23 protein-coding genes and 1 riboswitch are annotated in these 25,460 nt (G+C 72.2%); of the genes, 12 read left to right on the top strand and 11 right to left on the bottom strand.

Annotated elements, in window-relative coordinates; all coding sequences use genetic code 11:
• Nucleotides 1-10: 10 nt before the first annotated feature.
• Nucleotides 11-964 carry a decaprenyl-phosphate phosphoribosyltransferase gene (locus AC07AG_RS11920; protein ID WP_478754293.1) on the bottom strand — a complete coding sequence of 318 codons (954 nt, stop codon included), beginning with the start codon at nucleotides 962-964 and terminating at the stop codon, nucleotides 11-13.
• Nucleotides 957-1,478: a phosphatase PAP2 family protein gene (locus tag AC07AG_RS11915; RefSeq protein WP_478754292.1), complete on the bottom strand. Its 522-nt coding sequence runs from the start codon at nucleotides 1,476-1,478 to the stop codon at nucleotides 957-959. Before AC07AG_RS11915 ends, AC07AG_RS11920 begins: the two co-directional genes overlap by 8 nt.
• A 166-nt stretch (nucleotides 1,479-1,644) precedes the next feature.
• Between AC07AG_RS11915 and AC07AG_RS11910 the strand changes: the two genes are divergently transcribed.
• Both AC07AG_RS11910 and AC07AG_RS11905 read left to right on the top strand, forming a co-directional pair.
• Nucleotides 1,645-3,024 carry an FAD-binding protein gene (locus tag AC07AG_RS11910; RefSeq protein WP_478754290.1) on the top strand — a complete coding sequence of 460 codons (1,380 nt, stop codon included), beginning with the start codon at nucleotides 1,645-1,647 and terminating at the stop codon, nucleotides 3,022-3,024.
• Nucleotides 3,025-3,043: 19 nt separating this feature from the next.
• Nucleotides 3,044-3,799 (top strand): decaprenylphospho-beta-D-erythro-pentofuranosid-2-ulose 2-reductase, encoded by a 756-nt coding sequence (locus tag AC07AG_RS11905; protein ID WP_478754289.1) that lies wholly within the window; start codon nucleotides 3,044-3,046, stop codon nucleotides 3,797-3,799.
• A 22-nt stretch (nucleotides 3,800-3,821) separates the two neighbouring features.
• Here the strand turns inward: AC07AG_RS11905 and AC07AG_RS11900 are convergent, their stop codons facing one another.
• Together AC07AG_RS11900 and trpS are read right to left on the bottom strand one after the other, a co-directional pair.
• Nucleotides 3,822-4,409, bottom strand: coding sequence for a 2'-5' RNA ligase family protein (locus AC07AG_RS11900; protein ID WP_361053876.1), 588 nt, complete (start codon nucleotides 4,407-4,409; stop codon nucleotides 3,822-3,824).
• Nucleotides 4,410-4,482: 73 nt separating this feature from the next.
• Nucleotides 4,483-5,496 (bottom strand): tryptophan--tRNA ligase, encoded by a 1,014-nt coding sequence (trpS, locus tag AC07AG_RS11895; protein WP_361053873.1) that lies wholly within the window; start codon nucleotides 5,494-5,496, stop codon nucleotides 4,483-4,485.
• Between the two features lie 206 nt (nucleotides 5,497-5,702).
• Between trpS and AC07AG_RS11890 the strand changes: the two genes are divergently transcribed.
• From AC07AG_RS11890 to AC07AG_RS11880, 3 genes are all read left to right on the top strand, one after another.
• Nucleotides 5,703-6,329 (top strand): RNA polymerase sigma factor, encoded by a 627-nt coding sequence (locus AC07AG_RS11890; protein WP_478754286.1) that lies wholly within the window; start codon nucleotides 5,703-5,705, stop codon nucleotides 6,327-6,329.
• Nucleotides 6,322-7,176: a hypothetical protein gene (locus AC07AG_RS11885; protein ID WP_478754284.1), complete on the top strand. Its 855-nt coding sequence runs from the start codon at nucleotides 6,322-6,324 to the stop codon at nucleotides 7,174-7,176. Before AC07AG_RS11890 ends, AC07AG_RS11885 begins: the two co-directional genes overlap by 8 nt.
• 108 nt (nucleotides 7,177-7,284) lie before the next feature.
• Nucleotides 7,285-8,034: a hypothetical protein gene (locus AC07AG_RS11880; RefSeq protein WP_478754282.1), complete on the top strand. Its 750-nt coding sequence runs from the start codon at nucleotides 7,285-7,287 to the stop codon at nucleotides 8,032-8,034.
• 61 nt (nucleotides 8,035-8,095) lie between these two features.
• Here the strand turns inward: AC07AG_RS11880 and AC07AG_RS11875 are convergent, their stop codons facing one another.
• The gene (locus AC07AG_RS11875) at nucleotides 8,096-9,418 is read right to left on the bottom strand and encodes a serine hydroxymethyltransferase (protein WP_478754280.1); all 1,323 of its coding nucleotides are present in this window, start codon (nucleotides 9,416-9,418) and stop codon (nucleotides 8,096-8,098) included.
• A gap of 40 nt (nucleotides 9,419-9,458) precedes the next feature.
• A riboswitch (ZMP/ZTP riboswitch) is annotated at nucleotides 9,459-9,549 on the bottom strand.
• A 111-nt stretch (nucleotides 9,550-9,660) separates the two neighbouring features.
• Between AC07AG_RS11875 and rocD the strand changes: the two genes are divergently transcribed.
• The gene (gene rocD, locus AC07AG_RS11870) at nucleotides 9,661-10,863 is read left to right on the top strand and encodes an ornithine--oxo-acid transaminase (protein WP_478754278.1); all 1,203 of its coding nucleotides are present in this window, start codon (nucleotides 9,661-9,663) and stop codon (nucleotides 10,861-10,863) included.
• A gap of 23 nt (nucleotides 10,864-10,886) precedes the next feature.
• On the opposite strand, the gene AC07AG_RS11865 is transcribed toward rocD, so the two are convergent.
• Nucleotides 10,887-14,861, bottom strand: a complete 3,975-nt coding sequence (locus AC07AG_RS11865; RefSeq protein ID WP_478754276.1) for an AfsR/SARP family transcriptional regulator — start codon at nucleotides 14,859-14,861, stop codon at nucleotides 10,887-10,889.
• A gap of 242 nt (nucleotides 14,862-15,103) precedes the next feature.
• Between AC07AG_RS11865 and AC07AG_RS11860 the strand changes: the two genes are divergently transcribed.
• Both AC07AG_RS11860 and AC07AG_RS11855 read left to right on the top strand, forming a co-directional pair.
• The gene (locus AC07AG_RS11860; RefSeq protein WP_478754274.1) at nucleotides 15,104-16,210 is read left to right on the top strand and encodes an NADP-dependent oxidoreductase; all 1,107 of its coding nucleotides are present in this window, start codon (nucleotides 15,104-15,106) and stop codon (nucleotides 16,208-16,210) included.
• Nucleotides 16,210-16,821, top strand: coding sequence for an NAD(P)H oxidoreductase (locus tag AC07AG_RS11855; protein ID WP_478754272.1), 612 nt, complete (start codon nucleotides 16,210-16,212; stop codon nucleotides 16,819-16,821). Before AC07AG_RS11860 ends, AC07AG_RS11855 begins: the two co-directional genes overlap by 1 nt.
• Here the strand turns inward: AC07AG_RS11855 and AC07AG_RS11850 are convergent.
• The 3 genes from AC07AG_RS11850 to AC07AG_RS11840 all read right to left on the bottom strand — a co-directional run bounded on the left by AC07AG_RS11850 (nucleotide 16,811) and on the right by AC07AG_RS11840 (nucleotide 19,376).
• Complete coding sequence (locus tag AC07AG_RS11850) at nucleotides 16,811-17,596, bottom strand: SAM-dependent methyltransferase (protein ID WP_478754270.1); 786 nt, start codon at nucleotides 17,594-17,596, stop codon at nucleotides 16,811-16,813. The genes AC07AG_RS11855 and AC07AG_RS11850 overlap by 11 nt on opposite strands.
• An 87-nt stretch (nucleotides 17,597-17,683) precedes the next feature.
• Complete coding sequence (locus AC07AG_RS11845) at nucleotides 17,684-18,883, bottom strand: glutathionylspermidine synthase family protein (protein ID WP_478754269.1); 1,200 nt, start codon at nucleotides 18,881-18,883, stop codon at nucleotides 17,684-17,686.
• 46 nt (nucleotides 18,884-18,929) lie between these two features.
• Entirely contained in the window at nucleotides 18,930-19,376 is a 447-nt protein-coding gene (locus AC07AG_RS11840) for a hypothetical protein (RefSeq protein WP_478754267.1), read from the bottom strand.
• A gap of 131 nt (nucleotides 19,377-19,507) precedes the next feature.
• Here AC07AG_RS11840 and AC07AG_RS11835 point away from each other — a divergent pair, with 131 nt between their 5' ends.
• Entirely contained in the window at nucleotides 19,508-20,365 is an 858-nt protein-coding gene (locus AC07AG_RS11835; RefSeq protein ID WP_478755507.1) for a hypothetical protein, read from the top strand.
• A gap of 151 nt (nucleotides 20,366-20,516) precedes the next feature.
• On the opposite strand, the gene pdxR is transcribed toward AC07AG_RS11835, so the two are convergent.
• Nucleotides 20,517-21,923, bottom strand: coding sequence for a MocR-like pyridoxine biosynthesis transcription factor PdxR (gene pdxR / locus AC07AG_RS11830; RefSeq protein WP_478754265.1), 1,407 nt, complete (start codon nucleotides 21,921-21,923; stop codon nucleotides 20,517-20,519).
• 47 nt (nucleotides 21,924-21,970) lie between these two features.
• On the opposite strand from pdxR, the gene AC07AG_RS11825 reads away from it, so the two are divergent.
• The 3 genes from AC07AG_RS11825 to AC07AG_RS11815 are packed head-to-tail and all read left to right on the top strand — an operon-like array spanning nucleotide 21,971 to nucleotide 23,717.
• Entirely contained in the window at nucleotides 21,971-22,543 is a 573-nt protein-coding gene (locus AC07AG_RS11825; protein ID WP_478754263.1) for a carboxymuconolactone decarboxylase family protein, read from the top strand.
• Nucleotides 22,540-22,986 (top strand): carboxymuconolactone decarboxylase family protein, encoded by a 447-nt coding sequence (locus AC07AG_RS11820; protein ID WP_478754261.1) that lies wholly within the window; start codon nucleotides 22,540-22,542, stop codon nucleotides 22,984-22,986. The genes AC07AG_RS11825 and AC07AG_RS11820 overlap by 4 nt, the downstream gene beginning before the upstream one ends.
• On the top strand, nucleotides 22,983-23,717 hold the full coding sequence (locus AC07AG_RS11815) for an isocitrate lyase/PEP mutase family protein (RefSeq protein ID WP_478754259.1): 735 nt from the start codon (nucleotides 22,983-22,985) through the stop codon (nucleotides 23,715-23,717). The genes AC07AG_RS11820 and AC07AG_RS11815 overlap by 4 nt, the downstream gene beginning before the upstream one ends.
• Before the next feature lie 780 nt (nucleotides 23,718-24,497).
• Here AC07AG_RS11815 and AC07AG_RS11810 read toward each other — a convergent pair.
• Nucleotides 24,498-25,460 carry an ABC transporter substrate-binding protein gene (locus tag AC07AG_RS11810; RefSeq protein WP_478754257.1) on the bottom strand — a complete coding sequence of 321 codons (963 nt, stop codon included), beginning with the start codon at nucleotides 25,458-25,460 and terminating at the stop codon, nucleotides 24,498-24,500.

Genomic DNA, 25,460 nt, shown 5'->3' with positions numbered 1-25,460 from the left:
CTGAGGGGGCTCACAAGTCGGCCACCGCGAGGCCGTACATCGCGATCCACACCAGGCCGATGACGGCGAGCGCCCGGTCGCGCAGGACGACGTCCTCGGGCTCGCCCGCGGTGCCGCGGTCGGCGAAGACGGCGTACCGCAGGACCGCGAGGACGAAGGCGGCCATCGACAGCTGCCGCCAGGGCAGCAGGCTGCCGTTGGCGGTGCCGCCGCTCTCCATGGCCCACAGGCAGTACGCGAGGACGGCGACCCCGGCGGCGAGCTGCCAGACGAAGCGGAGGTAGCCGGTGGTGTATTCGGTGAGCAACGCGCGCGTGGCGCCCAGTTTCTCGGAGCTCCCGGACATCTGGACGGCTTCGGAGTAGCGCTTGGCGGAGACCATGAAGAGCGCGCCGAAGCCCGTGGTGATCAGGAACCAGCGCGAGAGCGGAATGCCGAGTGCCACTCCCCCGATCATCGCCCGCATCAGGAAACCCGTGGTGACGACGGCGAGGTCGACGACGAGGATGTGCTTGAGGCTCACGCAGTAGGCCAGTTGCATCACTACGTAGGCGGCGAGCAGCGCTGCCGTCAGGGGCGTGCAGAGCGCGGCGGCGGCCACGGGCGCGAGCACGGCGAGCAGCCCGCCGACCACGTATGCGACCGCCACCGGCACCTGGCCCGCGGCGACCGGCCTGCGGCACTTGGTGGGGTGGGCGCGGTCGGCATCGGCGTCGCGCGCGTCGTTGATGAGGTAGACGGCGGACGCGGCGGCCGTGAACAGGGCGAACACCAGGCCGAGTTGGATCAGCGAGTGCCGCGAGAAGAGCTCGCCCGCGGCGGCTGGGGCCGCGACGACCAGGACGTTCTTCACCCACTGCCGGGGGCGCGCGGTCTTCAGGAGGCCGAGCGGCAGCGCGAGGGCGCTCGGGCCCGACGGTCCGGGCGGCTGGGGGCGTTCGAGCAGGGCGGTGCGGTCAGCCATGCCTGCGGCCCCCGTTCATCCAGGCGGAGCCTACGCGCGCGGTGAGGGCGCCGAGGGCCGCGCCTGCCGCCACGTCACTCGGGTAGTGGACGCCGACGACCATCCGCGAGACACACATGGCGGCGGCGAGCGGCGGGACGACGCGCGCTCCGACGGGGCTCAGCGCTCCGTACGCGACGGTGGCCGCGGCGGCCGAAGTGGCGTGCGAGCTGGGGAAGGAGTGCCGTCCCGCGGTCCTGACGAGGGGCTCCACGCCCGTGTCGCCGCCGGGGCGTGGGCGCCGCACGACCCGCTTGACGCCCATGCTGGCCAGGTGTGCCGCCGCGGTCAGCGCCGTGCCGCGCAGCCACGCGCCGCGCCGCTCGCGGTCGATCGCTGCGCCCGCGAGCCCCGCGACGAGCCAGAGGGCGCCGTGCTCGCCGGTCCAGGACAGGGCCCGTGCGGCGGCGGCCACGCGCGCGTCGGAGCCGCAGTCGCGCAGGGCCGACAGCAGCCGGTGGTCCATGTCGTGCATGTGGCCTCCTTCTCCGGGGACTTCAAGGACCTGACCTCTCGACTCTTCTAGGCAACCTCTCAATATTTACGGCAATATAGGACGACACTCCATCAATCACCCATTTCGGTGAGAACTTGGATGAATAGGAACAAACTGCCCTTGCTCGGACGATACGGTCACGCCTATGCCTGCCGACTCCGCATCCGCGATGAAGCCCGAGGCCGTGTCCGTCTCCGTGTCGGGCTGGGGGCGCACCGCACCGTCCACAGCCCGCCTGATCCGCCCCCGTTCGCCCGAGGAGGCCGTGGCCGCCCTCCAGGCCTGCGGGGAGCGTGGCGGCATCGCCAGGGGCCTTGGACGGGCCTATGGGGACGCGGCACAGAACGCGGGCGGCGCGGTCCTCGACATGACCGGCATGGACCGCGTGCACGCCATCGACGCGGACGCGGGCACCGTCCTGTGCGACGCCGGGGTCTCCCTGCACCACCTGATGGAGGTCCTGCTCCCGCTCGGCTGGTTCGTGCCGGTCACGCCCGGCACGCGCTACGTGACGGTCGGCGGCGCGATCGGCACGGACATCCACGGCAAGAACCACCACGGGTCCGGGTCGTTCGCGCGCCATGTGATGGCGGTGGAACTGCTCACCGCCGACGGCATGGTGCACGCGGTCGAGCGCGGCACTCCCCTGTTCGACGCGACGGGCGGCGGCATGGGCCTGACCGGCGTGATCCTCGCCGCGACCCTGCAACTGCAGCCGGTCGAGACGTCGTTGATGACGGTGGACACGGAGCGCGCCACCGACCTGGACGACCTGATGGCCCGCCTCACGGCCACGGACCACCGCTACCGCTACTCGGTCGCCTGGATCGACCTCCTGGCGCGCGGTGCCTCGATGGGGCGCTCGGTGCTCACGCGCGGCGACCACGCTCCCCTGGACGCCCTTCCGGCACGCGCGCGTAGAGCCCCGTTGACGTTCCGCCCCGGCCAGCTGCCGCCCGCCCCGCGCTTCCTGCCCGAAGGGCTGCTCGGCCCGAAGTCGGTGGGCCTCTTCAATGAGCTCTGGTACCGCAAGGCACCGCGCCTGCGGGTGGGCGAGCTGCAGAAGATGTCGACGTTCTTCCACCCCCTGGACGGCGTCCCGCACTGGAACCGCGTCTACGGGCGCGGCGGTTTCGTGCAGTACCAATTCGTCGTCGGGTACGGCCAGGAGGAGGCCCTGCGGCGCATCGTGCGGCGCATCTCGGAGCGCGGCTGCCCGTCCTTCCTCGCCGTACTGAAGCGCTTCGGAGAGGGCGATCCGGGCTGGCTCTCCTTCCCGATGCCCGGCTGGACCCTCGCCCTGGACATCCCGGCGAACCTGCCGGGCCTCGGCGCCTTCCTCGACGAGCTCGACGAGGAGGTCGCCGCGTCCGACGGCCGCGTCTACCTGGCCAAGGACTCCCGCCTGCGGCCCGAGATGCTCGCCGCGATGTATCCGCGGCTCGACGATTTCCGCGCGCTGCGGGCGCAGATCGACCCGCGCGGCGTGTTCCGCTCGGACCTCTCGCGCCGCCTCGCCCTCTAGCACCTCAGGAGTTGGTCCCATGAAGGACGCCTTCGGCACCCCTCAGTCCCTGCTCGTACTCGGCGGCACCTCCGAGATCGGCCTCGCCACGGCCCGCCGTCTGGTCGCGCGGCGCACCCGCATGGTGTGGCTCGCCGGGCGGCCTTCCCCGGGCCTGGAGAAGGCCGCCGCGGACCTGCGCGACATGGGTGCGGACGTCCGCACCGTCGCCTTCGACGCGCTCGACTCCGAGTCCCACGAGGCCACGCTCGGCAAGGTCTTCGCCGAGGGCGACATCGACATGGTCCTGTTGGCCTTCGGCATCCTCGGCGACCAGGCACGCGACGAGGACGAGCCGCTGTCGGCGGTGCGGGTCGCGCAGACGAACTACACCGGCGCGGTCTCCGCGGGCCTGGTGTGCGCCCGCTCCCTGCAGGCCCAGGGACACGGCTCCCTGGTGGTGCTCTCCTCGGTCGCGGGCGAGCGCGCCCGCCGCTCGAACTTCATCTACGGGTCGAGCAAGGCGGGCCTCGACGCCTTCGCCCAGGGCCTGGGCGACGCACTGCACGGCACGGGGGTGCACGTGATGGTCGTACGCCCCGGCTTCGTGCGCTCCAAGATGACGGCGGGCCTGGAGGAGGCCCCGATGGCGACCACTCCGGAGGCGGTCGCGCTGGCCATCGAGACGGGCCTTCGGCGCCGCTCGGAGACGGTGTGGGTACCCGGCGCGCTGCGGGTGGTCATGTCGGCGCTGCGTCACGTGCCGCGGACGGTGTTCCGGCGCCTGCCGGTGTGACGCCGCCCTTCGGGGCCCGAGGTCAGCGGGCGGGCAGCGTGCCGTGCGCGGCCGGGGCCGCGGCCTGCGGAGGCACGACCGGGCCGCCACCGCCGAAGCCGAACTCGCGCAGCTTGCGCCACACGCCGTCGGCGCCCTGCTCATAGAGCGCGAAGCCGGTGCAGGGCCACTCGGCCTCGTACTCCGAAAGCTCCGCGTAGGCCCGGTCCATGGCCTCTTCGGAGATGCCGTGCGCCACCGTGACGTGCGGGTGGTACGGGAACTGCAGCTCGCGCGCCATGGGCCCGGACGCGTCCCGCACCCGCTCCTGCAGCCAGCCGCAGGCCGCGCCGCCCGCCATCACCTGGACGAAGACCACGGGCGACAGCGGACGGAACGTACCCGTTCCGTAGAGCCGCATCGGGAAGGGGCGCCCGGCGGCCGCGACGGCCCCCAGGTGCGCCTCGACCGCGGGCAGCGCCGTGGAGTCCACCTCGGTCGGCGGCAGCAGCGTGACGTGCGTGGGGATGCCGTGCGCCGCGGGGTCCCCGAAGCCCGCGCGCCGCTCCTGGAGCAGGCTGCCGTGAGGCTCCGGGACCGCGATCGACACACCGATCGTTACGGTCCCCACGTCGTACTCCTGTCGGTCGGATGGCGGGCAGAGGGCGCTGTTGCACCTGGCGTGGTGCAGGGGGCTGTGTGGCTCAGTGCTTGGCGGGCAGCAGGCCCACCTTGTCGTACGCCTGGGCGAGGGTCTCCGCGGCGACGGCCCGCGCCTTCTCCGCACCCTTGGCCAGGATCGAGTCGAGCGTCTCCGGGTCGTCCAGGTAGGCCTGGGTGCGGTCCCGGAAGGGAGTCACGAAGTCGACCATGACCTCGGCGAGGTCAGTCTTCAGCGCACCGTAGCCCTTGCCGGAGTACTTCTGCTCCAGTTCCGGGATACCCGTGCCGGTGAGCGTCGAGTAGATGCTCAGGAGGTTGCTGACGCCGGGCTTGTCCGCGGTGTCGTAGCGCACGACCGTGTCGGTGTCGGTGACCGCGCTCTTGACCTTCTTGGCGGTGGCCTTGGGCTCGTCGAGGAGGTTGATCAGGCCCTTCGGCGTGGACGCCGACTTGCTCATCTTGATCGACGGGTCCTGAAGATCGAAGATCTTCGCCGTCTCCTTGAGGATGTACGCCGCCGGGACGGTGAACGTCTCGCCGAAGCGGCCGTTGAAGCGCTCCGCGAGGTCGCGGGTCAACTCGATGTGCTGGCGCTGGTCCTCGCCGACCGGGACCTGATTGGCTTGGTAGAGCAGGATGTCCGCGACCTGCAGGACGGGGTACGTGAAGAGGCCGACGGAGGCGCGGTCCGCACCCTGCTTGGCCGCCTTGTCCTTGAACTGCGTCATGCGCGACGCCTCGCCGAAGCCTGTGAGGCAGTTCATGACCCAGCCGAGCTGGGCGTGCTCGGGGACGTGGCTCTGGACGAAGAGCGTGCAGCGCTCGGGGTCGAGTCCCGCGGCGAGGAGCTGGGCGGCGGCGAGCCGGGTGTTGGCACGCAGCTCGGCCGGGTCCTGCGGGATCGTGATCGCGTGCAGGTCCACCACCATGTAGAAGGCGTCGTGGGACTCCTGCAGCGCCACCCACTGGCGGACCGCGCCGAGGTAGTTGCCGAGGTGGAACGAGCCCGCGGTGGGCTGGATTCCGGAGAGCACGCGAGGACGATCAGAGGCCATGAGGCTCATTCTCTCAGGTGTCTCTCATTGCTCGGAAACAGACGTGTGACGGGTGTGCCGCGATCTTGTGATGCGTGGCTGGGATCTGTCACTGCCGCCGACGCGTTCGCGCGCCCCGACCGCCGCCCCGATCGCCGCTTCGATCGCCGCTTCGATCGGGTCGCGCGAATGCGGAACCGATCTCGTCCGGCCGGTGTATCAAGAGTGTGAGGGCACAGGGGGAGGTCCTGGAGGGGGGCCGCGTCGTCGACGAGGGTGCGGTGATCGCGCGTGTGCGCGCCGGGGAGGCGGAGGCGTACGCGGAATTGGTGCGCGCTTTCACCGGGATCGCACTCAGGGCGGCCGCGGCACTCGGAGCGGGATCGGACGCGGAAGACGTGGTGCAGCAGGCCTTCTTCAAGGCGTACTGCTCCTTGGGACGGTTCAGGGACGACTCGGCGTTCAAGCCGTGGCTGCTGTCGATCGTCGCCAATGAGACGAGGAACACAGTGCGTTCAGCGGTGCGGCAGCGGTCGCTCGTCGGACGCGAGGCAGCGCTCGCGGAGGCGGAGCCCCTGATACCGGAATCGGCCGACCCCGCCGTGGCGGCGCTGGAGGGCGAGCGCCGGACGGCCCTGCTCGCCGCGCTCGACCGGCTGAGCGAGGAGCACCGCCTGGTCGTCACGTACCGCTATCTCCTGGAGATGGACGAGACGGAGACGGCCCAGGCCCTTGGCTGGCCGCGGGGCACGGTGAAGTCCCGGCTGAACCGCGCGCTGCGGAAGCTGGGGCGGCTGCTGCCGCAGGGTCCGGAAGGACGGGAAGGGCCGCAAGGAGGTGACGGGCATGAGTGAGCGGGGCGACGATCAGGACGAGGGCGGCACAAGGCGGGCCGGAAGCAGCGGCGCCCGTCGGCTTCCCGAGGAGCTGCGGGCACTCGGCCGGTCCCTGGACCCGCCGGGGGCCTCCGGCGCGTCGATGGCCGAGCGGGTCCTGGCGCAGATCATCGCGGAGTCGGTGCCGGTCCCGGTGGCCGAGCCGCCCGGTCGCCTCTCCCGGCTGCGGTCATGGCTGCGGGCGCGGTGGCGTGTCCTGACGGCCGCGCTGTGCGGGCTCCTGACGGCGGCGGTGCTCACACCGCCGGTGCGGGCCACGGTCTTCGAGTGGTTCGACTTCGGCGGGGTCGAGGTTCGGTACGACCCGTCGGTGACCCCGCCGGCCAAGGCCGGCGTGCCGGGGTGCGGCGGCGGGGTGAGTCTGTCCGAGGCCGAGCGGCGGGCCGGGTTCGTGCCCGCGGTGCCCGAGGCGCTCGGCGCGCCGGACGCCGTGGCGGTGACCCGGGAGCCGGGCGGGCGCGCCCTGGTCACCCTGTGCTGGCGCGACGACGGCCGGACGATACGGCTCGACGAGTTCGGGGCGCTCCTCGACCTCGGCTTCAGCAAGACGGTGACGGAGCGTCCCGACTGGGTCCAGGTCGGCCGGGAGACGGGACTGTGGTTCCCGCACCCGCATCGGCTCACATTCTGGATGGTGGAGGGCGACGGCGACCGGTGGACGCGCTCCGAGCGGACGGCGGGGCCGACGCTCCTGTGGACGCACGGGACGGAGCTCACCCTGCGGCTCGAAGGCGTGGCGTCGAAGGAGCGCGCGCTGGAGATCGGGACATCCGTTCCGGCGCGGTCGGGCGAATCGGGAACCTGAACGGCTCGGGCGGTGTACCAGAAGTGACGCGGTGCGGACGGGTCGTGCCGGAGAGCGGCTGGGGGATCGGACATGCGGATGCGGACGGCAAGGGGAAGGTGCGGGTCGGTGGCGGGGCTCGCGGCCGCGCTGGCGCTGGTGGTGATGGGAGCGCCGCAGGCAGTGGCGGGCGGACCGACGAGCGTCCTCGTGGTCTCGCCCGAGAGCGGACAGAGCACGGCGCGCTATGTGAGCGACGAGGAGTACGGCGAGCTGGAGCGCTGTCTGGGCACCATCGGCGACATCGGCAAGGGCAGGCGCGAGCAGCCGCCGGGCCTCGACATGGGAGACGGCAGCCGTCAGATCAACGTGACGTGGATGGTCCACGACGTGCAGCCGTGGCGGGTGGACCGCGCCTATCCGGTGGCGTCCGGCTCCCAGGGCAGCAAGGGCGGCAAGGACGGCAAGAGCGCCAAGGCCGTGTGGATCCACACGACGACGGACGTCGAGTCCATGAACGGCACCTGGCACAAGGCGAAGGATCCGGCTCGTCTGACGGCACTGTTCAAGAAGCTCGGGGTCATGGGCGCGTCGGCGGACGGGGGCAATCAGGCGATACCGCCGGGGGAGGATTCCGGCCCACCACCGGCGTCCGCCCCGGAAGCCGCCGGATCCGGGCAGGCGGCCACCGCACGGACCGACGGCACATCAGGGGACGGCGGCACGGACTGGTGGTGGGCGGCAGGGGGCGTCGCGGCGGGGGCCGCGGGAGCGCTGCTGCTGCGGGGGCCGCTCACCGGGCGGTGGTCCTTCCTCGCCTCGCGGCGCGGGCGGCGGCCTCATGAGGACGGCCCGCGCCAGGAGTTGAGGGACGTGTGAGGGCTGCGGCCGCCCCCGGCCGGTGAGTTGGCCGACCGGGGCGGCTGTTCGGCCCGGCGGGTCAGTGGGCCGGCAGGCCCGGGGCCGGATGGGCGGCCATCAGGTCGGCGACCTCGGACCGGATCTTCGTCAGGGCGTCCTCGTCACCGGCACGGGCCGCGGCGACGCCTCGGTCGATCCAGTCGGCGACGGTCGGCATGTGCTGCGTTCCGAGACCGCGGGAGGTGAGCGAGGGGGTGCCGATGCGGACGCCGGAAGGGTCGAAAGGCTTCCTCGGGTCGTACGGCACGGTGTTGTAGTTGACGACGATCCCGGCCCGGTCGAGGGCCTTGGCGGCGACCTTGCCGGGGACGTCCTTGGGGGTGAGGTCCATCAGGATCAGGTGGTTGTCAGTGCCGCCGGAGACCAGGTCGAAGCCGCGGGCGAGCAGCGCTTCGGCGAGGGCCTGGGCGTTGGCGACGACCGCGTGGGCGTAGTCGCGGAAGGAGGGCTGCGACGCCTCGTGCAGGGCGACGGCGATGGCGGCGGTGGTCTGGTTGTGCGGGCCGCCCTGCAGGCCGGGGAAGACGGCCTTGTCGATGGCCTTGGCGTGCTCCTCGCGGGACATCAGCATCGCGCCGCGCGGGCCGCGCAGGGTCTTGTGGGTGGTCGTGGAGATCACGTCGGCGTGCGGCACCGGTGAGGGGTGCGCGCCGCCCGCGATCAGGCCGGCGATGTGCGCGATGTCGGCGACGAGGGCGGCCCCCGCCTCGTGGGCGATCTCGGCGAAGGCGGCGAAGTCGATGGTGCGAGGGAGGGCGGTGCCACCGCAGAAGATCAGCTTGGGGCGTTCCTTGAGGGCGAGGTCGCGCACCTCGTCGAAGTCGATGCGGCCCGTGTCGTGGCGGACTCCGTACTGGACGCCGCGGAACCACTTGCCCGTGGCGGAGACGCCCCAGCCGTGGGTGAGGTGGCCGCCCATCGGGAGGGCCATGCCCATTACGGTGTCACCGGGTTCGGCGAAGGCGAGGTAGACGGCGAGGTTGGCCGGGGAGCCGGAGTAGGGCTGGACGTTGGCATGTTCGACGCCGAAGACGGACTTGGCGCGGGCGACAGCGAGGCGCTCGACGGGGTCGATGTTCTGCTGGCCCTCGTAGTAGCGGCGGCCCGGGTAGCCCTCGCTGTACTTGTTCTGCAGGACCGTGCCGGAGGCTTCGAGGACGGCGGTGGAGACGTAGTTCTCGCTGGGGATCAGGCGCAGGGTGTCGGCCTGGAGCTGCTCCTCGGCGCCGACGAGCGCGGACAGCTCGGGGTCCTGTGCGGCGAGCGCGGGGTGGCTGAGGGTGTTCGGGGCATCCGCGGAGACCGCGGAATGCGGGGAACTGGGCGAAGGGGAGTGAGTCATGGCGTCCTCCGGGGCGAGCGGTGTCTGTCCGGTCGTGGTCCCGGGGTGCCCAGGCGGTCGGCACCTCGAAGGTTCTGCCTCGCACGGCTTCCTCGGGGTCCGTTCCCCGTGCGCCAGTCGCCGTGCAGTGGAGACCAGCCTATCGGGCACGCCGGGTCGGCAGGTTTCCTCGTCCAGGATCCGAGCGACGATAGAACTTGGGCGCCACACTCGCCCCATGCCGCAGGACGAACGGAGACCCCGTGTCGACTACCGAAGAGTTCATCACGTCGGCCGAAGCGCACAGCGCGCACAACTACCACCCGCTGCCCATCGTGGTCGCGTCGGCCGAGGGTGCCTGGATGACGGACATCGAGGGGCGCCGCTACCTCGACATGCTCGCCGGGTATTCGGCGCTGAATTTCGGGCACGGCAACCGCCGCCTGATCGATGCGGCCAAGGCGCAGCTGGAGCGGGTGACGCTCACATCGCGGGCGTTCCACCACGACCGGTTCGCCGACTTCTGTACGCGGCTCGCGGAGCTGTGCGGCAAGGAGATGGTGCTGCCGATGAACACCGGCGCGGAGGCGGTGGAGACGGCCGTGAAGACGGCCAGGAAGTGGGGGTACCAGGTCAAGGGCGTGCCCGACGGGCGGGCGAAGATCGTCGTCGCGCGCGACAACTTCCACGGGCGGACCACGACCATCGTCAGCTTCTCGACGGACCCCGAGGCGCGGGCGGACTACGGCCCGTACACACCGGGCTTCGAGATCGTGCCGTACGGCGATCTGACGGCTCTGCGCGCCGCGGTCACGGAGAACACCGTGGCCGTGCTCCTCGAACCGATCCAGGGTGAGGCCGGGGTGCTGGTGCCGCCGGCCGGATATCTCGAGGGCGTGCGGGAGTTGACCAAGGAGCGGAACGTCCTCTTCATGGCGGACGAGATCCAGTCGGGGCTCGGCAGGACGGGCAGGACGTTCGCGTGCGAGCACGAGGGCGTGGTGCCGGATGTGTACATCCTGGGCAAGGCGCTCGGCGGGGGTGTCGTGCCGGTGTCCGCGGTGGTCGCGGACGCGGATGTCCTTGGGGTGTTCAAGCCCGGTGAGCACGGGTCGACGTTCGGCGGCAACCCGCTGGCGTGCGCGGTGGCGCTCGAGGTCGTCGCCATGCTGAGCTCGGGCGAGTTCCAGCAGCGGGCCACCGAGTTGGGCGAACATCTGCACGCCGAGCTGGGGCTGCTCGCGGGCACGGCCGCGGTGACGCAGGTGCGGGGCCGCGGGCTGTGGGCGGGCGTCGACATCGAGCCGTCGCACGGCACCGGCCGCGAGATCTCCGAGAAGCTGATGGACCGGGGTGTGCTGGTCAAGGACACCCACGGGTCGACGATCCGGATCGCGCCGCCGCTGGTGATCAGCAAGGAGGACCTGGACTGGGGGCTTGATCAACTGCGGTCCGTGCTGGCCTAGTTCCGTTTGCTGGGGGGGCGCGGTCAGCCGCCGGTGGCCGGGCGGCTCGGGAGCGGTTCGTCAGCCGGGTCCGGGGCGAGGGCGGGGACGGGGGCGTCGTGGCCGCGGGTGTACGCGGCCGCGTAGCCGTCCTCGCCGAGGGCTGTGCGGGAGCGTTGCGCGGCGCGGTCGACGTCGAAGCGTTCGGCCGACGGCAGGGGGCTGCCGGTCGCCTCGCGCAGGGCGGCGGCGGCACCGAGGAGTTCGGCGGCGCGGGTGTGGTCGTGCGCGAGGGAGCGGGCTCCGGCCAGGCCTTCGAGAGCCTGGGCGACCGCGCGCTCGTCGCCCGTGCCGCGGGCCACGGTGAGGCCCTCCCGGTGGAGTTCCTCCGCCCGCGCCGCGTCACCGCGCTGCTCGGCGACGTAGCCGAGCTGGGCCAGGATCAGGGCGGTGCCGGAGTGGACACCGAGGCGGCGGTTCCAGGCGAGCCAGGGCAGGAGGTACTTCTCGGCGGCGTCGAGCTCGCCGAGGCGTCGGGCACCGATGGCGAGGCCCGTCTCGGCGAACTGCTGCGCGGGCCCGTGCGAGTGCCGTGCGGCGAGGCGTGCGGCGCGTTCGTGGAAGTCGGTGGCCCCAGCGGCGTCACCGGTGAGCAGGGCGATGCGGCCGAGGCGGGCGAGGCGGAAGGACACGTCGGTCCACAGCTGGAGCTCCTCCGCGCCGCGCATGCCGTCGCGGTGGAGCCGGGCGGCACCCTCGTAGTCGGCGGCGATCTCGGCGAGCACGCCCAGCTGCTCCGAGGCCTGCAACTGGCCCCAGCGGTCGCCGAGTCCGGCGAACAGGGCTGCGCTGGCCTCGGCGTCGCGCCGCAGGGTCGCGAGGTCGCCGCGGTAGAGGGCCCGGGTGGCGCGGGTGCTGAGGGCAGCGGCCACGCCCCAGCGGTCGTCCGCCGCGCGGAACTCCTCCAGGAGCGCGTCGACCTGGGTCTCCTCGCTCGTCGTACGGTCGAATCCGCAGCGGGCGTAGGCGAGGAGCCAGCGGGAGCGGAGGTCGGCGCCTTCCAGGTCGGCGTCGGTGCCGATGTCGGTGTAGGGGGCGTCGTCGCCGGTGAGCAGCGCGAGGGCGGCGTGGGCCGTGCGGGCGGAGGCGCGGGGCGGGGCTGTGGCGGAGGCTGTCTCCCTGGACGGGGGCAGGTTCAGGGCGAGGGTCAGGGAGCGTTCGGCTTCGCCCAGGCGACCTCGCAGGAACCAGTACCAGGTCAGGGAGTTGGCCAGGCGCAGGGCGAGGGCGGCGTCGCCTTCGGCCTCGGCCCACTCCAGCGCGGCGCGCAGGTTGACGGCCTCGGAGTCGAGGCGGTGCAGCCACTGTTGCTGGCCGGGTCCGAGGAGTTGGGGGGCGGCGCGTTCGGCGAGGTCGGCGTAGTGGTGGGCGTGGCGGCGGCGTATGCCCTTCGTCTCCCCCGCCTCGTCGAGCCGTTCGAGGCTGTAGGCGGTGACGGATTCGAGCATGCGGTAGCGGAGGCCGTGGGTGCGGTCTGCTGCTGCGGGGGTCGTGGTGGTGAGGAGGGAGCGGTCGACGAGGCGGGTGACGAGGTCGAGTACGTCCGCTGCTTCAGCTGCGTCGTCGGGGGTGCTGGCGCCGGGGGTGCTGGCGCTGGGAGTGAAGCCGCCGGGGGTGACGCCGCCAGGAGCGAAGCCGCCAGGAGTGACGTCGCCGGGGGTGATGCCATACACCGCTTCGGCGGAGTCCAGGGTGAAACCGCCGCTGAAGACGGCGAGTTGGCGCAGTGCGCCCTGCTCCTCCACTGTCAGCAGCTCCCAGCTCCAGTCGATCATCGCGCGGAGGGTGCGCTGTCGGGCGGGGGCGTCCCTGCGTACCTGGTTGAGCAGCCGGAACCGGTCGTGCAACCGCTCGGCGAGGGCGTGCACGCCGAGGGCGCGTACGCGGGTGGCGGCCAGTTCTATGGCGAGCGGGATGCCGTCGAGGCGGCGGCATATGAGGGCGGCGTCGGGGGTGCTCTCCGCATCCAGTACGAAACCGGGGGCGGCGGCAGCGGCCCGCTCGGCGAACAACGCCAAGGCCTCGCCCTCCGAGAGCGGCGCGACTGCCTCCAGGGTCTCGCCGGCGAGGGCGAGGGGCTCCTGGCTGGTGGCGAGGACGCGCAGCTCGGGGGCGTGCCGGAGAAGCTCGGAGAGAAGGGCGGCCACCTGCTCCAGGACGTGCTCGCAGTTGTCGAGCACGAGGAGGAGGCGACGGGGGGCGAGAGCTCGGGCGAGCAGGCGCACCAAGGTGGGGGTGTGCCGGGGGTCGGGGGCGGGCCGGGGGTCGGGGGCGGGCCCGGTGCCGGGGGTCTGTCCGGTGCCGAGCGCCTGCCCGGTGCCGGGCGCCTGTCCGGTGCCGAGAACTTGCCCTGCGCCTAGGGCTTGCCCTGCGCTCAGGGCCTGCCCGGGGCCGGAGGCCTGCCTTGCGCCGGAGGCCTGCCCCGGGCCAGGGACTTGACCGGTACCGGGGGCCCGCCCGGTGCCGAGAACTTGCCCTGCGCCTAGGGCTTGCCCTGCGCTCAGGGCCTGCCCGGGGCCGGAGGCCTGCCTTGCGCCGGAAGCCTGCCCGGGGCCCGAGACTTGGCCGGTGCCGGGGACTGGACCGGCCTCGAAGGCCGAGTCGGCGTCGAAGGCCTGCCCCGCACGTGCGGACTGCCCGGCCCCAAAACCTTGCCCTGCGCCCAGCACCCGCCCGGTGCCCAAGGTTTCCTCGGTACCGAAGGCCTGCCCTGTGCCGGAGGCCGAACTCTGCTGTCGCTCGGCCGTTGCCCTGGCTTCGATGCCGTCCGCCTCCGACGTCGCCTCGCGCCTCCCCTCGCTCGCCTCCTCGCGGATGAGTGACGGGTCGTCCCGGATGCCGAGTGTTGCCGCCACCGTTTCGGCTACGTCGCCCTTCGTGCCGGCCAGTTCCACCAGCCAGACGCCCTCCTCGAAGTCGTCCGTGAGGCCCGTGGCCGCCTCCACTGCCAGGCGGGTCTTGCCGACGCCGCCCGGTCCCGTCAGCGTGACGAGGCGTGCTGCTCCGACCAGGTCTCGCACCCGGGAGACCGCGTCCTCCCGGCCCACGAGGGCGGTGACGGGGGCGGGCAGGTTCGTCCGGGGGTGGAGTACCTCCGGCTCGTGCTCACCATGCGCCCCCTCGGAGGGCTCGGAGGAGGGCCCAGACGAGGGCCGTCGGCCTTCCGCTCGCGACGGGGCCAGCTCCGGTGACTGGCGGAGCATTGCCTCGTGGAGTGCGGCGAGTTCCGCGCCGGGGTCGATGCCCAAGTCGTCGGCCAGGCGCTCGCGCAGGTCCCGGTAGGCATCCAGGGCCTCCGTCGGGCGCCCCGCCAGGTACAGCGCCCTCATGTACGCGCCCCGCAGCCTCTCCCTCAGCGGCTGCTCGGCCACCAGATCCGCCAACTCGTCCGCGAGCGCGGCGTGTTCACCCGGGGCGGCCAGGTCCAGGCGCAGTTCCGCCCGCACCTCCTGAGCTGTGAGCCGCTGTTCCTCCAGGCGGGCCACCGCCACTCGCACGAAATCCGCGTCGCGGAAATCCGCGTACGCCGGTCCGCGCCACAGCGTCAGCGCCTCGGAGAGGAGCGAGATCCTCGTACGCGCGTCGATGTTGTCGTGCGTCTCGTACGCGCGTGACGTCAGCGTCACGAACCTTGCCGCGTCCGTCAGTTCCTCCGGTGCGACACCCTCCGGAGCCCGCAGCAGATACCCGGCCGGGCCGTACGCCACGAGTTCCCGCGCGCCCGGTTCCGCCTTCTCCAAGGCCCTGCGCAGCTGGGAGATCTTGGTCTGGAGGCTGTTGGCGGGGTTGCCCGGCAGCCGCTCGCCCCACAGGCCGTCGATCAGGACGTCGGCGGGGACCGGCCGCCCCTGGTGGATCAGGAGATTCGCGAGCAGGGCACGGACCTTCGGCTCGGGAACCGGGACGACCGCCCCGTCCGCCGTGCGCACCGTCAACGGGCCCAGCACCTCGAATCGCATGCCGCCACGTTAATGCGGGTCGGGTCGGGTCGGGGCGGGTCGGGTCGGGGATGAGCGGGGTTCCCCAACGGCCGCGCACGGCGGCCGTGCGCGGCGCCGCAGCGGCCGTGCGTGAGCCGTCAGTGGTTCGTGCGCGGCCCCGGGCACGGTAGTCCACGTGACCAGGAAGGGCCGGACAGCAGCCCGGTCACGCAGACCGAAAACGAAAGAAGCACGAGCCACGAACCGGAAGGACCATCACCATGTCCAGCTCCTCCACCCACACCACAAACCCCACCCCCACCACCTCCCGCGAAATCCGCCTCGCCGCCCGCCCCACCGGCGAACCCACCTCCGCCGACTTCGAGTTGGTCACCACCGGCATCCCGGAGCCCGCCGAGGGACAGATCCTGGTCCGCAACACCTGGATGTCCGTGGACCCGTACATGAGGGGCCGCATGAACGACGTCCCCTCCTACATCCCGCCCTTCGCACTCGGCGCCGCCCTCGAAGGCAGCGCGGTCGGCGAGGTCGTCGCCTCCCGTGCCGAGCACGTGCCGGTGGGCGCGACCGTCTCGCACTTCCTCGGGTGGCGTGAGTACGCCGTCCTGGACGCCGCCACCGCCACGGTCATCGACACCACGCTCGCCCCGGCCCCCGCCTACCTCGGCCCTCTGGGCACCACGGGCCTGACCGCGTACGCCGCGCTCACCCGCACCGCCCCCGTCCGCGAGGGCGACGTCGTCTTCATCTCCGCGGCGGCGGGCGCGGTCGGCAGCGTCGCCGGGCAGTTGGCCCGCGAGCTGGGCGCCTCCCGCGTGATCGGCTCGGCGGGCGGACCGGCGAAGACCAAGAAGCTCCTCGACACGTTCGGCTACGACGCGGCCATCGACTACCGCCAGGGCGGCATACCCGAACAGCTCGCCCAGGCCGCCCCCGACGGCATCGACGTCTACCTGGACTCGGTCGGCGGCGATCACCTCGAAGCCGCCATCGGCGCCATCCGCACCGGCGGACGCATAGCCCTCGTAGGCGCCATCAGCGGCTACAACACCGCCGAACCCGCGCCGGGACCGAGCAACCTCTTCCGCGCCGCGACCCACGAGGCGACCCTGCGCGGCATGCTCGTCAGCAGCCACTTCGACCTGTTCCCGGAGTGGATCGGCAAGGCCGCCGGCCTGCTCGCCGACGGCACCCTGCGCACCGAACAGACCGTCGTCGAGGGCATCGAGCAGGCACCCGACGCCTTCCTCGGTGTACTGCGCGGCGCCAACACCGGCAAGATGCTCGTCCGCCTGGCACCGGACACGGCCACGGCCACAGCCGCAGCCACGGCACCGGCACCGGCACCCGTTCAGGAGGCCAGCTGATGTCGCACGTACTTCTCGTCACCGGCCATCCCCGCACCGACTCCCTGACCGGTCAGCTCACCCGTCACGCCCGGGACAGACTCCTGCGCGAAGGCCACACCGTCGACCTCCTCGACCTGCACGCCGAGGGCTTCGATCCCCGGATGAGCGAGGCGGACGAGCCGGACTGGGCGGACCGCGACAAGACGTACTCGGACGAGGTGCACGCCCATATGCGGCGTGTGGAGGCCGCCGACACGATCATCGTCGTCTTCCCTCTGTGGTGGTTCGGGCTTCCGGCCCTGGTCAAGGGGTGGATCGACCGGGTGTGGAACTACGGGTTCGCCTACGGCCGCTCCCGCCCCCGCCTCGCCGGCAAGCGGATGCTGTGGCTGAGCCTGGTCAGCTACGGGCGGGAGCAGTTCGCCGAGCTCGGCTGGGACGAGACGGTCACGCGCACGCTGCGGGTCGGCGTCTCGGAGTTCTGCGGGATCGGGTCCGGCGACGCCTCGGTGCACTTCGTGTACGACTCGCTGAACGCGGGCGATGCCGCGTTCAAGGAGACGGACGCGGCACTCGACGGACTGGGCCTCAGCCGACCGGGTCCGAGCAGCCCCGGCCTCAGCGCTTGAGGCCCACGCCCCCGAACATGGCCACGTCCTCGACCCCGGCCGCCGTCTCCGCACGCCAGCGGTTGCACGACACCACACCGGGGTCGAGGAGCTCCAAGCCCTCGAAGAACCGCGCGACTTGCTCGGGCCTGCGCTGCGTGAGCCTGGGCGTGCCGTTCTCGTTCCAGAACGCCACCGCATCGTCCACGTCGGGCATCGCCGGGCTGGTGATCGTGTGCGAGAGGACCAGGTGGCTGCCGGCCGGCAGCGCGTCGAGCAGGCGGCGCACGATGCCGTACGCCTCGGAGTCGTCCTCGATGAAGATGACGACTCCGAGCAGGATCAGCCCGACCGGCTGGTCGAAGTCGAGTGTCTTGGCGGCGTGTTCGAGGATCGCGTCGACGTTGCGCAGGTCCTCGTCGAGGTAGTCGGTCCTGCCCTCGGGCGCGCTGGTGAGCAGCGCGCGGGCGTGGGTGAGGACCAACGGGTCGTTGTCCACGTAGACGACACGGGACTCGGGGGCGATGCACTGCGCGACCTCGTGGGTGTTGTCGGCGGTCGGCAGTCCGGTGCCGATGTCGAGGAACTGCCGGATGCCGCACTCGGTCACCAGGTGGCTCACGGCGCGCCCGAGGAACTGCCGGTCGGCGAGCGCGTACGCGCCGATACCGGGGTGCAGCGTGCGGATCTGGTCCCCGGCCGCCTGGTCGACGGGGTAGTTGTCCTTGCCGCCGAGCCAGTAGTTCCAGATCCGGGCCGTGTGAGGCTGCGTGGTGTTGATCCTGTTGTCGGCCATGTCCGGTTCGCCTCCGAGTACGTCATCGCGATCAACCGGCAGCGTACCCAAGGGACTTCGCGAGCGAGCCCCTTGGGAAACCTGGCCTCAGAGGATCACGTGCGGCAGGAACCTCGCGTACTCGTCCGTGATCAGACCCGCCGACTCCCGGATGCCGAGCCCCGCCGCCTCGCCCTCGACGACCCACGCGCCGAGCACCACACGGTTGCCGTCGAAGTCGGGCAGTGGCGCCAACTCCTGGTAGCAGCAGGCCTCTTCACGCACGAGGTCGCTCGCGAGTGGTTCGACGCCCGGAGGGTGGACCGTGACTCCGGCGCCCTCGCGGCCGAGGAGCGGCTTGGTGACGTAGCCGCGCCCGGAAGCGAGCTCCCGAGGACCGTCCAGGTAGGCGGGGAGGAGGTTGGGGTGGCCGGGGTACAGCTCCCAGAGGACCGCGAGCAGCGCCTTGTTGGAGAGAAGCATCTTCCAGGCGGGCTCGATCCACAGGGTGGAACCGGTGCCGCCGCCGTTGTCGAGGGTCTCCAGGACGTGCGGGGCGAAGCGGTCGGTGGTCAGCCACTCCCAGGGGTAGAGCTTGAAGCAGCTGCGGATGAAGCCGAGCTTCTTGTCGACGAAGCGCCGCGAGAGCCGGTCCCAGCCGATGTCCTCCATGGAGATGGCCTCGGTGTCGAGCCCGGCCTGCTGCGCGGTCTCGCGCAGATACGCGACCGTCATCAGATCCTCGCCGAGCTCGTCCCCCGCCGAGTGCGCGAAGTACAGCGGGCCGCCGGGCGGAAGCAGCGCGGCCTGCTTCTTCCAGGCGTCGACGAGGCGTTCGTGGAGGGAGTTCCACTGGTCGGCGCCGGGGAAGCGCTCCTCCATCCAGAACCACTGGGGGCTGGCGGCCTCGACGAGCGAGGTGGGGGTGTCGGCGTTGTACTCCAGCAGCTTGGCCGGGCTGCCCGTGCCGTCGTAACGCAGGTCGAACCGCCCGTAGAGGGAGGGCAGTTCGGAGCGGCGGCGCCAGGCCTCGGTGACCGCTTCGGCCACTCGGGGGTCCGTGATGCCGAGGTCGGCGAGGCGGCCGTGCGTGACGATGTGCTCGGCTGCCGCGAGGCACATCGCGTGCAGTTCCTCGACGACCTCTTCGAGGGCCTCCACCTCGGGCAGCGAGAAGACGTAGCAGGCGGACTCGTCCCAGTAGGGGCGCAGCGAGTCGTCGGGGTAGCGGGTGAGGGGGTAGATGAGCCCCTGGTCCTCGACGGTCTGCTGCCAGCCGGGGCGGGGGGTGAGGGTGCGGCGTTCCATGTCCTCGGGTCTCGGTCTCGCGTCTCCGGGTGCGCTCGTGTCCCGCTCAGCCGCCGCCGCTTCCGCTGCCCGAGCAGCCGAAGCCGTCGCGGTCGACTGCCTCGCTGCGGCTGAAGGTGCCGTAGTCGGCGCGGCGGCCGTCGATGTCGGCGTCGTAGTACCAGTCGGCGTCCATGCGGCCGGACTTGCCGGTGCCGGTGCCTGTACCGGTGCCCGTGCCCGTGCCCGTTCCGTAGGAACTGCCGCCGGCCTGGCGGCCCTTGCCGTACGAGGAGGAGGACGTACCGCTCTTGCAGTTCTTGTCGGCGACGATTCTGTAGCCGGTGAGGGAGTCGTAGCTGTCGCGGTCCACGCACCGCTTGTCCGGCTCCGAGCCGCACGAGGTCAGGGCCGCCGCGAGGACGCCCATTCCGCCGAGTACGACCGTGCTGGACCGCAGCCTCCGACGCTGCGCCCCCTGTTCCGTCTTCTGCGCCTGCTCTGATGCTGCCATCAGGTCCACCGCCCCCGTTGTCGTACATGTGTCAAAACTTGATCGGCGATCAGCGTAGGTAAGGGCCCGCGCGCCATGCCAACCGGCTCAGCCGAATCCCTCTCCTCTACAGTCACTTCGTGTCTCTTGGGATGATTTGCGCACTCGGTTCAGCGGTCTGCTTCGGCACGGCCTCCGTCTTCCAGGCCATCGCCGCGCGCGCCACGGCGCCGGGGACGGGGTCCGGGGTCGACCCCGCGCTGCTGCTGCGCGCGGTGAAGCAGTGGCGGTACGTCGTGGGGCTCGGGCTTGACGGGCTCGGGTTCCTGCTGCAGATCGTGGCGTTGCGCTCCATTCCGATCTACGCCGTCGGCGCGGCGCTCGCCGCGAGCCTCGCCGTCACGGCGGTGGTGGCCTCGCGGATGCTGCGGGTGCGGCTGAGCGGGGTGGAATGGGCCGCCGTAGGGGTGGTGTGCGCGGGGCTCGCGATGCTGGGGCTCGCTTCGGGGGACGAGGGCGAGGGCGTCGGGTCGACGACTCTGCGGTACGTGATGCTGGGCGTGGCGGTGGGGGTGTTGCTGCTGGGGGCCGTGGCGGGGCGGTTGCCCGGCCGGGGGCGGGCGCTGGCCCTGGGGCTCGGGGCCGGGTTCGGGTTCGGGGTGGTGGAGGTGGCCGTGCGGCTGATCGACGATGTCTCGCCGGGGGCGCTGGTGACGAACCCCGCTTCCTACGCCCTGCTGGTGGGCGGGGGCGCGGCGTTTCTGCTGCTCACGTCCGCGTTGCAGCGGGGTTCGGTGACGACCGCCACCGCGGGGATGGTGATCGGGGAGACGATCGGGCCCGCGGTGGTGGGGGTGGTGTGGCTGGGGGACCGGACCCGGGGCGGGATGGAGTGGGTCGCGGTCCTCGGGTTCGCGGTCGCCGTGGTGGGGGCGCTGGCGCTGGCTCGGTTCGGTGAGGCGCCGGCTCCTGCGGAGGAGGCGGTGGATTCCAGCCCGTCCGGCGCTTGAGGGTGAACTCGGCGGAGCCGGTGAACGGCGGAGCCGGTGAACGACGGAGCCAGTGAACGGCGGAGCCGGTGATCGGCGCTGCGCGCAGCCGGCCGTGCCTCACGGCAGGGACCCGCCCCTCGAACGCCGGTGGGGCTGAATTCCCCGCACCTCACGGCAGGACCCTGCACAGCGCGTCCAGCGCCCCCGCCCACGCGTGATCCGGCGGCGTCCCGTACCCCACCACCAGCGCGTCCCGGCCCGGGACCCGCGCCGCCGGGTGGCGGAAGGCGGACAGGCCCTGGACCGCGAGCCGCTGCCAGCTCGCCGCCTGGACCACCGACCGTTCGGTGCCCGGCGGCAGTTCGAGCACCGCGTGCAGCCCCGCGGCGATCCCCGTGGCCCGTACCTCCGGCGCGCGTGCGGCCAGCGCGGCCACCAGTTGGTCGCGGCGGCGCCGGTAGCGCAGGCGCGCGCCCCGCACATGGCGGTCGTACGCGCCCGACGTGATGAACTCCGCGAGCGTCAGCTGGTCGAGCGCTCCGCAGGCCCATTCCGCGCCGCTCTTCGCCTCGACGACCTCGGCGGCGATCGGTGCGGGAAGGACCATCCAGCCGAGCCGCAGGCCGGGGGCGAGGGACTTGCTCGCCGTGCCGAGGTAGACCACGCGGTCGGGGTCGAGGCCCTGGAGCGCGCCCACCGGCTGGCGGTCGTAGCGGAACTCCCCGTCGTAGTCGTCCTCCAGGATCAGCCCGCCCTCGCGCCGCGCCCAGTCGACGGCGGCCGCACGCCGGTCGGGGTGCAGCGGATCCCCCATCGGGAACTGATGCGCGGGCGTCAGGAGCGCCGCCCTTGCCGACCCGGATCCCAACTCCGCCGTGGATGTGCCCAGTTCGTCGAAGGGCAGGGGCCTGGTCCGCAGCCCCGTCCGCTTCAGGAGATTCCAGTGCACGTCGAGGCCGTACGACTCGACCGTCATCTCCCGCAGGCCACGCGCCCGCAGCACACCGCCCAGCACGCTCAGCCCCTGCGCGAACCCGGCGCAGATGACGATGCGGTCCGGGTCCGCGTGCACGCCGCGCGCACGCGAGAGGTAGTCGGCGAGGGCGGTGCGCAGTTCGATCCGGCCGCGTGGGTCGCCGTAGCCGAGCGCGTCGTTCGGGGCGGCGGCCATGGCCCGGCGCGCGGCCTTGAGCCAGGCCGCGCGCGGGAAGGAGCCGAGGTCGGGGGTGCCCGGCATCAGGTCGTACGTCGGACCGCCGGCGGCCCTGCGGCGCGGTGCGGGCGCCGCGGGGCGCGGCACGGCGCGTTCGGCCACGCGGGTGCCCGAGCCCTGGCGGGCGGTGAGCCAGCCCTCGGCGACGAGATCCGCGTACGCGTCGGCGACGGTGTTGCGGGCGATGCCCAGGTCGACGGCGAGGGAGCGGGACGAGGGCAGGCGGGTGCCGGGGGCGAGCCTGCCGCCGCGCACCGCCTCGCGCAGGGCGTCCGTGAGTCCCTTGCGCACGCCGGAGTGCGTCGCCTCGCCGGCGGTCTCCAGGTGGAGGTCGACGCCCAAAGTGGCCCAGGAATCTTCCATGGGAATGGACCATACCTGTGGGCTACTCCGGCCGTACGGTCGATGGCATGACGACGAATGACAGCACTCCCGCCCCGGTACAGACCCAGCCCCACACGCAGACCCAGGCCCAGAACCAGACCCAGACCCAGGCCCAGAGCAAGGAGTACGTCCACGAGCACACGCCCCGCCTCGACTGGCACCAGCACGCCCCCGAGGTCTTCAAGGCGATGGTCCGGCTCGACGCGGCGGCCCGTAAGGGCGTCGACCCGGTGATCCTGGAGCTCGTCAAGATCCGCGCCTCGCAGCTCAACCACTGCGCGCTCTGCGTCGACATGCACAGCAAGGACGCCCTCGCCGCGGGCGAGAGCGTCGAGCGGATCATCCAGCTCAGCGCGTGGGAGGAGTCGCAGCACTTCTACACGGCGAAGGAGGTCGCCGCGATCGAGCTCGCCGAGGCGATCACCGTCCTGACGGACGGCTTCGTGCCGGACGCGGTGTACGAGAAGGCGGCGGCCCTCTTCGACGAGCAGGAGCTGACGCAGCTGATCGCCGCGATCACGGTGATCAACGCGTGGAACCGCTTCGGCGTCTCGACGCGTCAGGTGCCGGGCCACTACAAGGCCGGTGACCACAAGTGAGCGCTCGGACCACTCATCTCGACAAGGGGGTCGGGGCCGCGTTGTCCGCGCTGAGCGCGGCGGCGAAGAAGGGGCTCGGCGACCCCGTGCTCGCCGAGCTCGTGATGTTGCGGGCCTCGCAGATCAACGCGTGCGCGTTCTGCCTGGACATGCATGTGGACATCGCCGTGCGGAACGGCGAGACGGCGAAGCGGATCGCCCTGCTCAACGCGTGGGCGGAGGCGGGCGAGGTCTTCAGCGAGCGGGAGCGGGCCGCTCTCGCGCTGACGGACGCGGTCACCGTCCTGACGGACGGGTTCGTGCCGGACGAGGCGTACGACGCCGCGGCCAAGCACTTCGACGAGTCCGAACTCGCCCATCTCATCGGGGTGATCACCGTCATCAACAGCTGGAACCGGGTGATGGTCAGCCGCCGCACGGAGCCGGGCGGGTACGCGCCATGAGCCTCGTGGACGACTTCCGCGCGCTGCACCGTGGGCGCGCGCCGGGTGACCCGCTGGTCCTGCCGGGGCCCTGGGACGCGGCCAGCGCGCGCGTCTTCGTGGATGCCGGGTTCCCGGCCCTCGCGACGCCGAGCGCGGGGGTCGCGGCGTCGCTCGGGTACGCGGACGGTGCGGTGCCGCCGGACGAGATGTTCGCGGCGGTGGCCCGCATCGTGCGGTCGGTGTCCGGGGCCGTGCCGGTGAGCGCGGACATCGAGGACGGGTACGGCCTGCCGCCGAAGGAGCTGGTGGAGCGGCTCCTGGAGACGGGCGCGGTCGGCTGCAACCTGGAGGACTCGGGCTCGGGCTCTTCGGGCGGTGGCCTCAAGGATCCGCGCGAGCATGCGGAGTGGCTGGCGGAGGTACGTTCCGTCGCGGGCCAGGGGGTCTTCATCAACGCGCGGGTGGACACGTTCATCCGGGGCGTCGCGGATCCCGGGCAGGCGATCGAGCGGGCGCGGCTGTATGTGGAGGCGGGCGCGGACTGTGTCTACCCGATCGGTGCGCCGCCGGAGGTGCTTCCGGAGCTTCGGGCCGGCATCAAGGGCCCCATCAACGTGGGCGCCAAGCCGGCTTCCGGTTCCGCCCTGCGGGAGCTGGGCTCGCTCGGAGCCACGCGGATCACGTTCGGCCCGGGCCTGCAGGTCCGCGCGGCGGAGGCGCTGCGGGAGATTGCCGCCGGGCTGGGGTAGCTGCCGTCTTACCGCCGAGTGCGGGGCGGTGCGGCGCGGGGCGGTGCCGGGTGCGGGGCGGTCGTGACGCTGCTGGGCGGTGCCGGGCGCGGGGCGGTCGTGACGCTGCTGGGCGGTGCCGGGCACGGGGCGGTCGTGACGCCGCTGGGCGGTGCCGGGCGCCCGGCGGTCGTGACGCCGCTGGGCGCTGGGCGCGCGGCCGTCGTGGCGCCGCCCCGTGCCGGGCGCGCCGCCGTCGTGGCATCGCCCTGGACCGCCGCTTCGCGGCGGGAGTCTCCCGCCCACCCACCCATGACCCTGCGGGGTGATCGGGAGGGGCGGGCGGGAAGGACCCGCTGCGGGGAAATCAGGCGGGCGGGCGCGAAAGACCCCGCTGCAGGGAAATCGAGTGGGCGGGTGGGAAAGACCCGCTGCGGGGCGATCGGGTGGGTGGGCGGGAAAGACCCGCCGCGGGGTGATCGGGCGGGCGGGAAAGACCCGCCACGGGGTGATCGGGCGGGCGGGTGGGAAAGACCCGCTGCAGGGTGATCGGGCGGGCGGGTGGGAAAGACCCGCTGCAGGGTGATCGGGTGGGCGGGCGAGAAGGACCCACTGCGGGGTGATCGGGTGGGCGGGTGGGAAAGACCCGCCACGGGGTGATCGGGCGGGCGGGTGGGAAAGACCCGCCACGGGGAAATCGGGCGGGCGGGCGCGAAAGACCCCCGCAGGCCGACCCCCTGGAGGGCGGGGGCAGGCGCCGCCGAGTGGAGAGCGACCGCGCCCGCCCCGCCCGGGGGGAGGCTACTTCGGGAGCCAGCCCCGCCACTTCTGCTCATGGTCGGCGACCCAAGCCTCCGCCGCGTCCTCCGGCGACATCTTCTTGTCGGCGATCATCAGCGAGACCTCGTTCTGGTCCTCCTCCGACCACTTGAAGTTCTTCAGGAACTCCGCCGCGTCGCCGCCCTTCTTGGCGAAGTCGGCGTTGAAGTACTTCTGCAGAGGCGTGTGCGGGTAGGCACACTTGATCTTGGCGGGGTCGGCGTCGCAGCCCTCCTTGTACTCGGGCAGCTTCACCTCCGTCATCGGCACCTTCTCGAACAGCCACTGCGGCTTGTACCAGTACGTCAGGAACGGCTTCTTGTGCTTGGCGAACTGCTCGATCTGCGTGATCTGCGCCGCCTCGGAGCCCGCGAAGACGACCTCGTAGTCCAGGCCGAGGTTCTTCACCAGCGCCTTGTCGTTCGTGACGTACGACGGGGAGCCGTCCATGAGCTGGCCCTTGCTGCCGCTCTCGGAGGTGCGGAAGTCCTTCGCGTACTTGTTGAGGTTCTTCCAGTTGGTGACGTCCGGGTGCTTCTTCGCGAAGTACGTCGGGACGTACCACCCGATGTGACCCGTCACGCCGACGTCCCCACCGGGGACGATCGTCTTCTTGTCCTTGATGTAGCGCTGTTCCTGGTCCGGGTGGCCCCAGTCCTCCAGGATCGCGTCGACGCGGCCCTGGCTGAGCGCGTCCCAGGCGGGGACCTCGTCGATCTGGACCCTGTCGACCCGGTAGCCGAGCTCCTTCTTGAGCAGGTACTCGGCGACGGCCACGTCCGCCTGCGCGCCGACCCAGGACTGGACGGACAGCGTCACCGTCTTGGCGCCCGCGGCATTGGCGTACGGGGACGCCTGCTTGGTCATGTCCGATGCACAGCCGGAGAGCGCCAGGAGGGCGCAGCTCGCCGTGACAGCGCTCATCACACGCGTACGTACTCGCAT

Source organism: Streptomyces sp. NPDC044044, from assembly GCF_056434405.1.
This window is presented reverse-complemented; position numbering and strand designations above follow the sequence as displayed.

Bases quoted from the DNA above. Each gene is read 5' to 3' on its own strand.
- AC07AG_RS11850 (WP_478754270.1), bottom strand. From the start codon at position 17,596: ATGGCCGACAACAGGATCAACACCACGCAGCCTCACACGGCCCGGATC.
- AC07AG_RS11810 (WP_478754257.1), bottom strand. From the start codon at position 25,460: ATGCGAGTACGTACGCGTGTGATGAGCGCTGTCACGGCGAGCTGCGCC.
- AC07AG_RS11875 (WP_478754280.1), bottom strand. From the start codon at position 9,418: ATGACTCACTCCCCTTCGCCCAGTTCCCCGCATTCCGCGGTCTCCGCG.
- AC07AG_RS11860 (WP_478754274.1), top strand. From the start codon at position 15,104: ATGTCCAGCTCCTCCACCCACACCACAAACCCCACCCCCACCACCTCC.
- AC07AG_RS11855 (WP_478754272.1), top strand. From the start codon at position 16,210: ATGTCGCACGTACTTCTCGTCACCGGCCATCCCCGCACCGACTCCCTG.
- AC07AG_RS11910 (WP_478754290.1), top strand. From the start codon at position 1,645: ATGCCTGCCGACTCCGCATCCGCGATGAAGCCCGAGGCCGTGTCCGTC.
- AC07AG_RS11905 (WP_478754289.1), top strand. From the start codon at position 3,044: ATGAAGGACGCCTTCGGCACCCCTCAGTCCCTGCTCGTACTCGGCGGC.
- AC07AG_RS11835 (WP_478755507.1), top strand. From the start codon at position 19,508: ATGATTTGCGCACTCGGTTCAGCGGTCTGCTTCGGCACGGCCTCCGTC.
- AC07AG_RS11865 (WP_478754276.1), bottom strand. From the start codon at position 14,861: ATGCGATTCGAGGTGCTGGGCCCGTTGACGGTGCGCACGGCGGACGGG.
- AC07AG_RS11885 (WP_478754284.1), top strand. From the start codon at position 6,322: ATGAGTGAGCGGGGCGACGATCAGGACGAGGGCGGCACAAGGCGGGCC.
- AC07AG_RS11815 (WP_478754259.1), top strand. From the start codon at position 22,983: ATGAGCCTCGTGGACGACTTCCGCGCGCTGCACCGTGGGCGCGCGCCG.
- AC07AG_RS11840 (WP_478754267.1), bottom strand. From the start codon at position 19,376: ATGGCAGCATCAGAGCAGGCGCAGAAGACGGAACAGGGGGCGCAGCGT.
- AC07AG_RS11915 (WP_478754292.1), bottom strand. From the start codon at position 1,478: ATGCACGACATGGACCACCGGCTGCTGTCGGCCCTGCGCGACTGCGGC.
- AC07AG_RS11920 (WP_478754293.1), bottom strand. From the start codon at position 964: ATGGCTGACCGCACCGCCCTGCTCGAACGCCCCCAGCCGCCCGGACCG.
- AC07AG_RS11845 (WP_478754269.1), bottom strand. From the start codon at position 18,883: ATGGAACGCCGCACCCTCACCCCCCGCCCCGGCTGGCAGCAGACCGTC.
- trpS (WP_361053873.1), bottom strand. From the start codon at position 5,496: ATGGCCTCTGATCGTCCTCGCGTGCTCTCCGGAATCCAGCCCACCGCG.
- AC07AG_RS11825 (WP_478754263.1), top strand. From the start codon at position 21,971: ATGACGACGAATGACAGCACTCCCGCCCCGGTACAGACCCAGCCCCAC.
- pdxR (WP_478754265.1), bottom strand. From the start codon at position 21,923: ATGGAAGATTCCTGGGCCACTTTGGGCGTCGACCTCCACCTGGAGACC.